Below are 11,264 nucleotides of genomic sequence, written 5' to 3'. Positions count from 1 at the left end.
GCGCGTGGATTGTCCGTCGCGCCGGCCGCGGCTCGAGGCCGCGGGGCTGCAGCACGTGGAGCTCATCCTTCACTACGCAGAGCACCGAGGTGGGCAAGCCGGTGCTGGAGGGGTGGGGCTGACCGCGAGGCGCGCGGGGCACGTCAGCGGGCGAGGAGCGCGATCGCGTCCTGGATCCCGGCGTGGGTCAGCCGTACGCGGACGTCGAGGCGGGCCGCGCCGGAGTCGAGCACCTCGGAGGTGACGGCGAGCGGGGTGGCGACCGCGCCCCGCGCCGGCAGCGCAGCGAGCGCGGCGAGGCCCTTGGCGGCCTCGTCCAGCGCCTCCGGCGTGTCGCCGCTCGCCGTGAGCAGCGCCACGCCAGCCAGCGAGAAGAGCCCGCCGGCCAGCGTCCCGCGCCTCCGCAGCACGTCCATGTCCGGCGCCGCGCCGAGCGTGCCCTCGTCGCGCCCCGGATCCACCGCGACGCGCAGCCGAGCCACCAGGGCGGCGTCGTCCTCGCCGATCCCGAGCCACGTCCGCTGGCCGGCGGGGACGACATAGAGGTGGGTCGTGTGCGCGGGCGGGGCGCCCTTCGTGAGCGGCCTGGAGCGGAGCTCGACGTGGAGCGTCCCCGCGGGCAGCGAGGCGGGCGCGCGGACGATCGCGTGCGTCGTGTTCTGCTTGTCCTCGTCGTCCTTGCGAGCGCCGTCCTTCGGCGCGCTCCGCTTGAGCTTGTCGAGCTCATCGCCGCGCTGGAGGAGCTCCTTCACCCCGGAGATCCAGGTCTGCGCCGGCTCCTCGACCGAGGCCAGCACCCACCCCTGGAGCGCGAGGCGCGCCGCCTTTCGCGCGCGCGGCGCGCCCTTGTCGCGCTGGTAGGCCGCGAGCGCCTTCTCCGCCGCCGCGCCGTTCGCGCCCGCGCCGACGACGAGGGGGCCGCCCGTGAGGGCCAGGGTGCCGAGGCGCTCGAGGACCTGATCGAGCCGCGCCTCGTCGTAGCCGTCGTCGATCATGTCGTCGCGCAGCGCCTTGAAGACGGCCTCCCGCACCGGGGCGAGCTCGGCGCGCGACGCGCCCTGCGTGTGGAACGCGACCGCCGTGTCGGCCGGGAGGCGGAAGAACGCCGGCGGCGGCGCGGCGTCCCTCGCCGCCGCCGGCACGAAGGCCAGCGTGAGGGGCGAGCGCCGGCTCGCGAAGCGCAGCGTGAGGCCGACCTCGACGTCCGCGCGGCCCCACGTGAGGTCGACGTTCAACCTCTCGATGTCGCGCAGGAAGCCCGCGGCGAGCTCCTGGCCCAGCGCCTCCGCGCGGCCGTCGTCCTCGTCCGCGTCGTCCGTGGCGGTCGCCTCCTCCACGGCCTGGCGGAGGGTCCGCTCCGAGAGCTCGATCCGGGCGTCCGCGTCGAGCGGCTCCCGGGCCACGACCTGGACGAGGTAGGCCGCGGCGGTCTCGATGTCCTCCACGTCCTCGCCGCAGAGCAGGCGCGCGCCGCCCCGCCGCTCGCCGGGATCGAAGGCGCAGGCCCAGGGCGGCGCCTCCTCGTCGGGCTCTGCGTCACGCGCGCGCTCGACGCGCAACAGGCCCGGGTGCTCCTTGAGCTCGCTGAGCACGAAGCGATCGGCCAGCCGCGGCACCTCCTGCTCCGCGACCGACAGGGAGGCCACGACGTGATCGCGCGTGGTGCCCAGGAAGGCGATGTCGAGCGGCCTGTCCAGATCGACGATCTCGGCGAGGTCCGGGCCCACCGCTGGATCGAGCATCTTCTTGGGGTCCGTCGAGCCCATGCTGAACACGAGCGCGCTGCTCGGCAGGAGCTGCGCGGCGTTGTTCCAGGACCGCTTCGGATGGGCGATCCTCAGCACGAAGGCGAGCTCCGCCGGCGCGCTCACGGGCTGCGCCGCCGCGACCGCGGGCGCGGCGACGGCGGGGCGCGGCGCCGCGGGCAGCGGCGCGACAGGAGCACGCTGGGGGGCCGGGGCGCCGGCGCACGCGGTGAGGAGGGCGATCGGGAGGAGGGCGGCGCGCTTCATGGAGGCGCCGATCGTCGCGCTCGAACCGGGCTCCTGGCAAGCGGGGTGTCACTTCGGGAGCTTCATCACCGTGCCTGCGGCGCTGTTCGTCCAGTAGACGCTGGTCGCGTCCACGGTGATGCCCAGCGGATGATCTTGCCCCGTCGCGAGCGTCTCGGGATCGCCGCCTCCGATGGGCACCTTCTTCACGCTGCCGTCGTCGTTCGTCCAGTACACGCTCTCGGCGTCGACTCGGAGCGCTCGTGCTGTTCGCTGCTGCCGGGCGCTGTCGTATCAGCGGGCCAGCGCGATGAGCGACTCGGGCATGCCGAGGTCGACAAGGGCCGGCCGCACGAGGGAGAAGAGCTCGATCCAGACGCGATCGAACGCCGCGGGGCGCGCGCCTCAGCGCGCCGGAGGCATGCCCGTGCCGTCGAGCGCCGGCCAGGCTGGCCGGAGCGGGAGGACGAGCGCATCGAACGGCGCGGGCAGCGATACAGGGGTCGCCGCGTGCAAGCAGAACTCCCGGCCGGGCCCGAGCACCATCTGGCGCATCCACAGGCCGGCGCTCGCTTGCTCCAGGATCGGCGTGAGCCGGGCGAACAGCTCACCGTAGGACACGCCGCCGGGCTTGCCGAACCAGTGGGCGTAGCCGGGCGCGTTCAGCGCAACCCCGCCCCGGAGGCGATACAGGCCCCCGGCGCCGCCGCCGGCGACCGCGGCCGCCGCGTCGTGCGGCGCCGAGCGGCTGGCGGAGACCGCGGCCTCGTTCAAGGCGCCGAGCGCACCGAAATCCTGCACGAGGTACCAGTCCTCGTAGACGTCGCCGCCGCCGGCCGCCCACGGGGCCCCGGAGAGCCCGACGCTGAACGACCGGTGAAAGCCCGGCGCGGGCGCCGCGGCGAGCGCCGCGTGGAAGGCGCGCTGCCGGCGCTCGTACTCGCCCGCGGCGGCCTGCGGTTGCCTCCAGTGCCAGAACACATAGGCCAGCAGGGACTCGCCGTTCCCTTCCGCGGGATAACTCATGTCTTCTCCGATGCCGGATGCTTCATGTTCATGTAACCACCGCCGGCTTCGAGCTCATCCAGCCTCTGGCGGAGGCGCTTCTCCCTGGTGTCCTGCCGCCTCGCTCGATGGATCCACCCGATATCATCGTTTTGCTGGTAGGCAGGGCGCGTCCTGTAAGCATTCATCATGAAACTTTCACCGCCGTGGGGCGTCTCAGCTCCCCGGAGGTTCCGCCCGATGCCCAGACGTCGTGGTCTCTTCCTTGCGTTCTCCCTTCTTTGTCCGGCGTTGCTCTCCGCCGGGTGTGCCGCGCCGATCGACGCTCCGGACGCGACCGCGTACGTGCTGCTCGATCCCGCGGCGCGCGCTCGCTGGACCGTGGCCAGCGACGGCTGGCAAGGCGCGCCGATCCTGCCGGTCGCCCTCGACGTGGAAGAGACGGCCGTGCTGCGCGGCCCGGAGGGCGCGGAGCGGATCGCGCTGCGCGGGGGCATGCTCGCGCACGTCCGCGGCGCCGAGGGCGAGATCCGCTGGCTCGCGCTGGGGGAGGAGGCGCGGGACGACCGCCTGACGCTGCACGCGAGCAAAGCGGCCGCGGCGGCGCTCGCGGCGCTCGTCGGCGGCGAGATCTCCCCGCGCCGCGACGGCATGTGGACGCTCACGGCGCCGGATCTGCTGGAGCGTGGCTCCTTCCTCGATCCGCCCGAGGGCGTGATCGAGGCCCTGCCCGACGCGCGGCGCGATCCCGGCGATCCCGCCGCGCTCGCGCCCTCGGCGGCGCAGGACGCCCTGGACGCGCTCGCCGCGGTGCCAGCGGCCGCCAGAGGCGGCGCGCTGGAGCCTGGCAGCGCGGAGGCAGAGCTGGTCGGCCTCTACGCTGCGGGGCTGCGGACGCTCCTCCTGGACGCGTCCGGGGGCTTCACGCTCGAGGACCGCTGCTCCGGCGAGGTGGTCGCGACCGGCGAGTACTCGGTCGAGGGCGATCGCGTGATGCTGCGATCCGCGGGGGCGGCGCCGATCGTGCTGGGCCGGGATCGGGATAGGTTGATGCAGCTGGGCTGGGAGGCCTACGCGCCGCTCATGCCCGAGCCCTCGGGGCGGGGCGAGGCGGAGAGCGAGCTGCTCGGGAACGGCGGTGAGGAGTGACCATGAAGCGCAGGCATTGGCTGGGAGCGACTGCAGCAGGGCTCGCGGCCACCGCGTGGCCCGCGTTCATCCGCGACGCGTTCGGCGACGGCGCCGCGTGCGACGAGACGGGCAAGCCAGCGGCCGCCGCGGGGTCGCTGGTCCAGGTCTCGGCCGCGTTCCGCCGCGCCCGGCAGGCGAGCAGGGCGCTGTTCGTCTTCGTCATCCCCGCCGACGACAGCGCCAAGTGGGAGCGCGGCCACGCGTTCGGCGAGCTGCTCAACTTCGGCGCGGACGGGGATCTCGCCCCGCTCGCGGGCGTCGAGGTCGTCTGCGCGACCATGGCCGATCTGAAGAAGCTCGTGCCCGGCGCCGGCAGCGGGGAGCCGCTCCTGGTGGTGGTCAGGACCGACAAGGTGCCTGTCGTCGCGACGCAGCTCGACGTCGCGCTCCCGAGCTACGACGGAATGCGCCGCATGGCGGGCGGGGGCCGGGAGGAGCAGCTGAAGCACGACGACAGGATCGCCGCGCAGCGGATCGGCGCGCTCGGTGCGCTGCTCCGGAAGGGCCTTGGCGCCGACGCGCGCAACGCGGAGGCCCGGGCCGCGAGCGTGCGCGCGCGGCTCGTGAAGGCGCCGCCGGCGGGCGCGCGCTGGGCGATCGCCAGCGGCTGCGGGATCGACGTCGAGGGGGCCGAGGACAGCGGGCTCATGGCCTGCGGCATGGGGCACGTGCCCTCCAAGTCGCGGCGCTTCCTGTACTTCTTCTCGGTCGACGGGCGCGGGGCCTCCACGCGTTGATCCCGGTCGGCCTCACGCTCCAGCCCGACGCGGCGTTCCTCGACCTGCTGGCCGAGGTGATCCTGCGCGACGCCGACTACTACGAGGTGGCGCCCGAGACGCTCTGGCGCGTGCCGGACGCCGCCGAGGCCGATCTCCAGGAGAACGGCTTTCACCGCCGCTTCGCCGAGCTCGCGCGCCGGTCGGACCGGCCGTTCGTCGCCCACGGCGTGGGCTGGTCGCTCGGCGGCGCCTCGGCCGCCGACGCGGGCCGGCGCGCCCGCTGGCGCGCCGCCCTCCGGCGCGACCACGCGATCTTCCGGTTCCGCTGGTACACCGAGCACCTCGGGATCAGCGCGCCCGCCGGGCTCTCGACCGGGCTGCCGCTCCCGATGCCCATGAACGCGCACGGCGCCGCGGTCGCCCGCCGCGCGCTCCGGGCGATGCAGGCCGTCGTGGAGGACGTCGGCGTCGAGAACAGCGTCAGCTACTTCGTGCTCGGCGATCCGCTGGACGAGCCGCGCTTCCTCGAGCGCATCCTGAGGGCGCCGCGGACGCACCTGCTGCTCGACCTGCACAACGTCCACACCATGGCGGAGAACTTCGGCTTCGATCCGGCCGAGTACGTGGCGCGGCTCGATCTCGCCCGGGTGATCGAGATCCACCTCTCCGGCGGCGGCCCGAGCGATCCGGGCTGGCTGCCTTCGGGCCGGGTGTTGCGGCTCGACGGCCACGACGACGCCGTGCCGGAGCCGGTGTGGCGCCTCCTGGACGAGGTCGCGCCGCGCTGCCCGAACCTGCGCGGGGTGACCCTGGAGCGCATGGAGGGCACGGTGCACGGCGCGGGCGACGCGGCCGCCGTGCGGGAGGAGCTCCGCCGCGCGCGGCGGACGCTCGGCCGGCGCGGGAGGCGCGGGTGACGCGCGCGGCCGGCGGCAGGTCGGCGGAGCGCGCGGCGCGTGGCGGGGCAGGGGAGGCCCGTGGCGGGGCAGGGGAGGCCCGCGGCAGGGCAGGGGAGGCCCGTGGCGGGGCAGGGGAGGCCCGTGGCGGGGCAGGGGAGGGCGCGGCGGCGCGGCCGGCGCGGCTGACCGGGGCCCAGGCGCACGCGCGTTACGAAGCGCTCGTGGCCCGCGCGATGACCGCCGAGGATCCCGTGGCCGCGCTGCGCGCCGCGGCCGAGGATCCGGCGCTGCCGCCCACGCTCCGGCGGGCGCTGCTCGATGCGGACGAGGACGGCGTGAGGATGTCGGCGCTGCTCGTGGCGCGGCTGCGCTTCGAGCGGCTCCTGCGCGGCTCGCCCGAGGCCGAGGCGTGGTTCGACCGCGATCCTGCGGAGTTCAGCGCCGCGTTCCGGCGCTACCACGCCGAGGTGCCGCCCACCGCCTTCTTTCCGCCGGGCGAGGCCCGCCTCTTCCGCCGCTGGATCGAGGCTCGCTCCGCGCCTGCGCGCGCCCGATGACCTGTGGGCGTCAGCAGCGCTTCCCCTCACCCCTGCCGGGTGTCAGCAGTGCTTCTTGGCCTCGTCGGAGATGGTGGTGAAGTTGACCCGGCGGATGCCGACGGGGTCAGCCGCCTCGTCGGCGCAGCTCGGCCTCGAGCTCAGCGATGCGCCGCTCCGCTGTCGCGCGGGCGGCCTGCTCGGCCTCGGCGCGGCGTCGCTCCGCCTCCTCAGGGGTCGGGACGAGCTCCGCCCCGTCGGGGGTGCGGGCGAGACGAAGCGCCGCCGGCTGGCCTGCGGCAGGGACGATGACCCAGTGCAGATTGAGCACGGTGCACGGGCTGCGTTCCCCTTCGACGACGCGCTCGATCAGATCGTCGTCGATGCGATCCCAGACCCGCAGCCGCTCTCCTGGCGCGGCGTCAGGATCGAACGCGACGAGCTCCAGCACGCCGAGCTCGTGGTACTTGCGGAGCTTGTCGGCCCACGTCTGCGGATCCGAGTCGTGCTCGCTCACGATCTCGACGGCGAGCTCAGGGGCACCACGCTCCCACGTCTTCCAGGAGCCGAACGGCGTGTCAGGGGTGTCGAGCCGGACAAAGGCGTCCGGCGCCAGACACCGGCTCGGATCCGACGCGGACCAGTAGACGAACTGGTCGGATCCGATCGACGCGCGAGCCGCGAAGGTCTTGAGCACGACATAGAGCAGGGTCCTGAGCTCGAGGTGGCGCCTGGTCTCCGGCTCGAGGGCCTCTTCCGGGAAGTGGAGCGGGGAAGGCGCGCGAACGTGGCGGAGCCGGCGTGCGAGCGCGGCGTGCTGCATGGGGACAGTATTCACACGTCGTGTGTGTACGTCGACCGCGACGCGGCTCGGTTTGCTCGCTTCGTCGAGATCGCCTCGAGATCGTAGCGGCGCGCGCCGGTGTAGCCTGGCAGCGTGCGCCCCGCCTCCTCCGTCGCGCCCTCGCCCTCGCCGCCCTGGTGGCCAGCGCCGGCATCGCCGGGTGTTCGTGGTGGCCATCCGAGGGGCCCTCCGCGGCGCGCCAGGATGTCAGGGGGGCAGCCGTCCGCCGCGCCGACCCGCACCGCGATCGCGCCGCGGCGGCGCAGCCCGGGGCGTGCCCGCTCGCGGCGGTGTGCAACACGAGCCCCGTCGGGTTCCCCGGCGGCATGTGCACCGGCAGCTGCGTCGGGCTCCCGGAGGAGGGCGTCTGCGGCGCCATCGCCGTGCTCGACCCGTTCAACCGCTGCATCGCCCGCGGGACGGTGTTCACCGAGTGCCTGAGCCGCCACGTCACGCCCGCGGGCCTGCGCTGCTGCTCGAGCGAGGCGCCCTGCCGCGAGGACTACGTTGCGCCAGGACGAGCTCGGGCGAGGGCGCCTGCATCCCGCCGTACTTCCTGTTCCAGCTCAGGGGCGACGGCCACGCGGTGCCGTGACCCGCAGGCGCCCCGCGGCGCCGCCGGTGGCGCTCCGCCGGAGCGGCAGCCCCCGATGACCTGTCTATGGAACCATGACGGCCGAGCAATCCGTTGATACCGAGCCCGTGCCACCTATCACGAGGTTCGACCCGGAGCTGCTCGGGTGTCTTCAGTACCCGAAGCCGAGCGCTCTCACGGAGGGACGGGTAGATCCTGAGGCAGCATTGCCCGCTTCCTCACCGCGACCCATGAACGAGGCTTCGCGCCGCGCGCCGTCCGGCCACGGCGGTTCGCCGCGCCACACTTCCTCGCGCGGCGAGCCGGCTTCGTTTTCTTACGCACTGGAGGAGGAGCACGAAGTCGTCCGGGGGGGCGGACGACCCTTCCCGTGACCCGGTCCAGCTCGATCTGTTCGCCTCGAAGCCCGGCCCGTCGGACACGCCGGAGGGGTAGAACCCAAATTCAACCAGCCCAGCCCAGTGGCCGGATCCGGCCACCACCGATGAATCTCTGGCCGGAGGCAGTCGACAGCCTCCCCGGAGAGATGAATCTCTGGCCGGAGGCAGTCGACAGCCTCCCCGGAGAGATGAATCGGTGGTGCCCTAGTTTGCCCCGAAGTGCCCTAGTTTGACCGCGGACCTCGGATGAGCGGCTAAGTTCGGCCGGAAGTAGTGCTGCCCGCGGGTGCTGGTAACACCCCGGGCAGCGTGGCCGAACCCCGACACACGAGGTCCGACATGCTGACCGTAGTCCGCTCACCCGACGGTGAGCAAGAACGCGGACGTGCGCCCAAGCGGCGCCGCCCCTGCGTCACCCGATCCCTCTCCGACGTCGAGCGCATGCGGCTCCGCGCCGCGCTGCGCAACCTGCGCGGCCTGTATGGCACGTGGGCGTGCCTTGCCGAGGTCATGGGCATGCCGACCCGTTCGATCCGCGCGATCGCGTCGGGCCAGTACGGCGGGTCGCCCGGTACCGCCATGCGCGCCGCGCGTGCGGCTGGGACCACGATCGAGCGCCTGTTGGGCCGGCCCGTAGCGGCCGATCGCTGCCCAACCTGCGGCCGGGGTGCCCCATGAGCCCGTGGGGCCCGCATGCTGGCCCCGCGCGCGTCCTGACCATCACCGAGATCGCCGCGCAGGAGCCGCACATCCGCAGCGCCCTGCGTGGACTCGGTGTGCGCGCCGTCGATCTCGACGACGTGGTGCAGGACGTCGTGCTCGGGGCCTGGATGAGCTCCCAAGCCGGGCGCTACAGGCCCGACCGCACGCGCGAGCCTCTGGACGCTCTGAAGCGCTGGCTCTTCGGCGTGTGCCGCTTCCACTGCACCCACTACCACGAGCGTGCCTTCCGACGCCGGGAGGTGTCGGTTGCCGACCCGTGGACCGCCACGGGGGAGGAGCGCGTCGACCCTGGGCACGTCGGCGATCGCATCGATGCCGGCACGGCGCTGATGGCGATCGCCGGGATGCCGCTCTGGGCTCGCGAGGTGCTGGTGCTCGCCGCGCTGGGGCACGGCGGCACCGAGATCGCCGACATCCTCCGCATCCCGCTCGGCACAGCAGGCAGTCGCCTCCGGCTCGCGCGGGCCCGCCTCGCTCGGAAGCTCCGGAGGCGCCGATGAGCAGCCCCGACTTCAAGAAGCGCGTCCTGACCGACGAGGACCTCTCCCTCATCACCAGCAAGATCCCCGCGCTGGCCGAGCTCCGCGGCGTGCGTCCCTGGAACCGCGACAAGCTCTGGGCCGACGTGCTCGACGCCCTCATCGGGGCGAGAACCAAGGCCGAGCGCGCCGCGGCCCAGCAGGCACTCGGCGCCATCCAGACGCTCGACGCCATCGACCAGTTCTTCGTCCGGCACGACAGGTAGGCGCGCGCCCGGCGAGGCGCTGCGCGAGAGCGCAGCGACGCGGGGGGAAACTTGTTCGCCGTCTGCCGTTACGTCCCCACTCTCGGGCTCACGTGTAACATCTCGGCCAGCCTAATCTGAGCCTCCCGCTGCTGAGTCACATCAACAACAGCGTCCGTGTGCTCGCCGAGGATGCGCAGCTGCTTTTCTAGCACTTCGTCCGGCTCCCTGCCTTTGATCAGGGCGATGAGCCGCTGCCGGCCGTGAAAGCTCTCGCCATGCCGGGCCGCTTTCCTCAGAATCCACGCGGCGGCGTGGAGCGTTTCCCAGCTTCTCGAGTCCGAGAACGCGAGCGACACGCGTTGCATCAGGTTCACAGCGTCGCTGTCGAACCTATAGTCGAACGATATCTCATCTTCTGAGCTTGTTTCGTCAGAAACAGCAAAACTGTACCTGCGCCGCACTCTGTCACCAATCCCGAGATTGTTGAACAGCGACACGGACAACTGCTCGACGCTCAGCGACGCAGGCGCTGGGGCTTCTGGTTCCACCAGCGTGCTGTATAGGTATTCAACCATGTCGTACGGGTCCATCACGGACCCGCTGAGCAAATCTCCGCAAGGCTCCATGATGTAGTTTTGACCGCTGCTGCGCCGGGTCAGCTTCTCGAGCTCAGGGCCTTTCGGGGAGCTTATCAAGTGCTTCCAGTAGTGGACCCACGACTTGTACACATTGACCGAGTGCGCCCACCTGACCGAGCGGCCATCAATCGTTCCATCCGGGCGCTGTCCCTGGAATTTAGAGACTGTGATCCCGCCGCTGGTGAGCACAACGCCGATGTTTAGGCTTTCTCTACGCCTTAGATCCGGCATGTACTTGGCCACGAAACACTTCGTAGTCATAGCATCACCCATGAGCTAACCTGCGGAAAACTGGCCGTGTCACTCTTCAGCAGCTTGAGAATCTGCGATTGTCTGTATAGCAGAAATTGACCAGCCGCGCTCGCTTCTTCTTCAGAAACGGCACCCATGTCGGCCATGTCTTCGCAGAGCTGCACAACCAGACTTTCTGGAATCCATCTGATCAGTTCCGCCCACTCCGAAAAGTGGTCTGACGAGCTGATGTGCTCCGTGAGACATCCGGCTACGCATGGCTCGTCGTACAGATCCAGCAGACGCTGAACCGCACCGCCTTTGATATTGCCTAGTAACGCGTGGCTGTGATCGAACGCCATGGGCGGCGGGCAATCTCGTGAGTACCAGATGTTTTGTTCGTGCCGATCCTCGTTTGCGACCCAGCAGTCGAACGCGACAATGCCAGACGCGACGCGCGGATGATCATGCACCAACTCGCTCGGTATGACCGGCGGCAGCATCTCGTCGTGCTCTCCAAATTGGAGAGACACGTACGCGATCTCCCCGTCATTCGTCGTTGCGACGAGACCTGGCGGCATCGGCAGGCCAAGCATCATGGCGAGGCGTCCACAGATATATTCGTTTGCCACTGCATACGGCGCCATAGGCGTGTTGAGCTTGCCTATGCCCGACATGGTGCAGTAGTGGGGATCGCAGTACCCAACTGCGGACTCCCCCCAATTTATGATGCTGTATCTGGGGCCAGCCATGGAGACGATCCTTCCGCGGCTAGCATGCTACGC

At 71.7% G+C, this 11,264-nt stretch carries 13 protein-coding genes; 7 read left to right on the top strand and 6 right to left on the bottom strand.

Annotated elements, in window-relative coordinates; all coding sequences use genetic code 11:
- Positions 1-143: 143 nt before the first annotated feature.
- The 3 genes from ACSRUE_RS00845 to ACSRUE_RS00835 form a co-directional block, all read right to left on the bottom strand.
- On the bottom strand, positions 144-2,012 hold the full coding sequence (locus ACSRUE_RS00845; protein WP_441289364.1) for a hypothetical protein: 1,869 nt from the start codon (positions 2,010-2,012) through the stop codon (positions 144-146).
- Between the two features lie 48 nt (positions 2,013-2,060).
- A complete protein-coding gene (locus ACSRUE_RS00840; protein ID WP_437943717.1) occupies positions 2,061-2,228 on the bottom strand; it encodes a hypothetical protein in 168 nt (55 codons plus the stop codon).
- 168 nt (positions 2,229-2,396) lie between these two features.
- On the bottom strand, positions 2,397-3,017 hold the full coding sequence (locus ACSRUE_RS00835; RefSeq protein ID WP_441289363.1) for a hypothetical protein: 621 nt from the start codon (positions 3,015-3,017) through the stop codon (positions 2,397-2,399).
- Between the two features lie 219 nt (positions 3,018-3,236).
- Here ACSRUE_RS00835 and ACSRUE_RS00830 point away from each other — a divergent pair, with 219 nt between their 5' ends.
- From ACSRUE_RS00830 to ACSRUE_RS00815, 4 genes are read left to right on the top strand one after another with little or no spacing between them, the layout of a single operon-like run.
- The gene (locus ACSRUE_RS00830; RefSeq protein ID WP_441289362.1) at positions 3,237-4,145 is read left to right on the top strand and encodes a hypothetical protein; all 909 of its coding nucleotides are present in this window, start codon (positions 3,237-3,239) and stop codon (positions 4,143-4,145) included.
- A 2-nt stretch (positions 4,146-4,147) separates the two neighbouring features.
- Complete coding sequence (locus ACSRUE_RS00825) at positions 4,148-4,924, top strand: hypothetical protein (RefSeq protein ID WP_441289361.1); 777 nt, start codon at positions 4,148-4,150, stop codon at positions 4,922-4,924.
- A complete protein-coding gene (locus ACSRUE_RS00820) occupies positions 4,921-5,823 on the top strand; it encodes a DUF692 domain-containing protein (protein WP_441289360.1) in 903 nt (300 codons plus the stop codon). The genes ACSRUE_RS00825 and ACSRUE_RS00820 overlap by 4 nt, the downstream gene beginning before the upstream one ends.
- Positions 5,820-6,362 (top strand): hypothetical protein, encoded by a 543-nt coding sequence (locus ACSRUE_RS00815; RefSeq protein WP_441289359.1) that lies wholly within the window; start codon positions 5,820-5,822, stop codon positions 6,360-6,362. The genes ACSRUE_RS00820 and ACSRUE_RS00815 overlap by 4 nt, the downstream gene beginning before the upstream one ends.
- 106 nt (positions 6,363-6,468) lie before the next feature.
- Here the strand turns inward: ACSRUE_RS00815 and ACSRUE_RS00810 are convergent, their stop codons facing one another.
- Positions 6,469-7,164, bottom strand: coding sequence for a Uma2 family endonuclease (locus ACSRUE_RS00810; RefSeq protein ID WP_437943723.1), 696 nt, complete (start codon positions 7,162-7,164; stop codon positions 6,469-6,471).
- 1,335 nt (positions 7,165-8,499) lie between these two features.
- Between ACSRUE_RS00810 and ACSRUE_RS00805 the strand changes: the two genes are divergently transcribed.
- The 3 genes from ACSRUE_RS00805 to ACSRUE_RS00795 are packed head-to-tail and all read left to right on the top strand — an operon-like array spanning position 8,500 to position 9,628.
- Positions 8,500-8,838 carry a helix-turn-helix domain-containing protein gene (locus tag ACSRUE_RS00805; protein WP_441289358.1) on the top strand — a complete coding sequence of 113 codons (339 nt, stop codon included), beginning with the start codon at positions 8,500-8,502 and terminating at the stop codon, positions 8,836-8,838.
- Complete coding sequence (locus ACSRUE_RS00800) at positions 8,835-9,383, top strand: RNA polymerase sigma factor (RefSeq protein WP_441289357.1); 549 nt, start codon at positions 8,835-8,837, stop codon at positions 9,381-9,383. Before ACSRUE_RS00805 ends, ACSRUE_RS00800 begins: the two co-directional genes overlap by 4 nt.
- A complete protein-coding gene (locus tag ACSRUE_RS00795) occupies positions 9,380-9,628 on the top strand; it encodes a hypothetical protein (RefSeq protein WP_441289356.1) in 249 nt (82 codons plus the stop codon). Before ACSRUE_RS00800 ends, ACSRUE_RS00795 begins: the two co-directional genes overlap by 4 nt.
- Positions 9,629-9,696: 68 nt before the next feature.
- Here the strand turns inward: ACSRUE_RS00795 and ACSRUE_RS00790 are convergent, their stop codons facing one another.
- Both ACSRUE_RS00790 and ACSRUE_RS00785 read right to left on the bottom strand, forming a co-directional pair.
- Positions 9,697-10,491, bottom strand: coding sequence for a hypothetical protein (locus ACSRUE_RS00790; protein WP_441289355.1), 795 nt, complete (start codon positions 10,489-10,491; stop codon positions 9,697-9,699).
- A 14-nt stretch (positions 10,492-10,505) separates the two neighbouring features.
- The gene (locus ACSRUE_RS00785; RefSeq protein ID WP_441289354.1) at positions 10,506-11,231 is read right to left on the bottom strand and encodes a hypothetical protein; all 726 of its coding nucleotides are present in this window, start codon (positions 11,229-11,231) and stop codon (positions 10,506-10,508) included.
- Positions 11,232-11,264: the final 33 nt, after the last annotated feature.

This window comes from Sorangium sp. KYC3313 (assembly GCF_052075895.1).
Lineage (GTDB): Bacteria > Myxococcota_A > Polyangia > Polyangiales > Polyangiaceae > Sorangium > Sorangium cellulosum_B.
Note: the sequence above shows the minus strand (reverse complement) of the source record. Positions and strands in the feature narration are given on the sequence as shown.

Excerpts from the sequence above, each read along its gene's own strand:
- ACSRUE_RS00795 (WP_441289356.1), top strand. The coding sequence starts at position 9,380 with ATGAGCAGCCCCGACTTCAAGAAGCGCGTCCTGACCGACGAGGACCTC.
- ACSRUE_RS00785 (WP_441289354.1), bottom strand. The coding sequence starts at position 11,231 with ATGGCTGGCCCCAGATACAGCATCATAAATTGGGGGGAGTCCGCAGTT.
- ACSRUE_RS00825 (WP_441289361.1), top strand. The coding sequence starts at position 4,148 with ATGAAGCGCAGGCATTGGCTGGGAGCGACTGCAGCAGGGCTCGCGGCC.
- ACSRUE_RS00845 (WP_441289364.1), bottom strand. The coding sequence starts at position 2,012 with ATGAAGCGCGCCGCCCTCCTCCCGATCGCCCTCCTCACCGCGTGCGCC.
- ACSRUE_RS00800 (WP_441289357.1), top strand. The coding sequence starts at position 8,835 with ATGAGCCCGTGGGGCCCGCATGCTGGCCCCGCGCGCGTCCTGACCATC.
- ACSRUE_RS00810 (WP_437943723.1), bottom strand. The coding sequence starts at position 7,164 with ATGCAGCACGCCGCGCTCGCACGCCGGCTCCGCCACGTTCGCGCGCCT.
- ACSRUE_RS00805 (WP_441289358.1), top strand. The coding sequence starts at position 8,500 with ATGCTGACCGTAGTCCGCTCACCCGACGGTGAGCAAGAACGCGGACGT.
- ACSRUE_RS00830 (WP_441289362.1), top strand. The coding sequence starts at position 3,237 with ATGCCCAGACGTCGTGGTCTCTTCCTTGCGTTCTCCCTTCTTTGTCCG.
- ACSRUE_RS00835 (WP_441289363.1), bottom strand. The coding sequence starts at position 3,017 with ATGAGTTATCCCGCGGAAGGGAACGGCGAGTCCCTGCTGGCCTATGTG.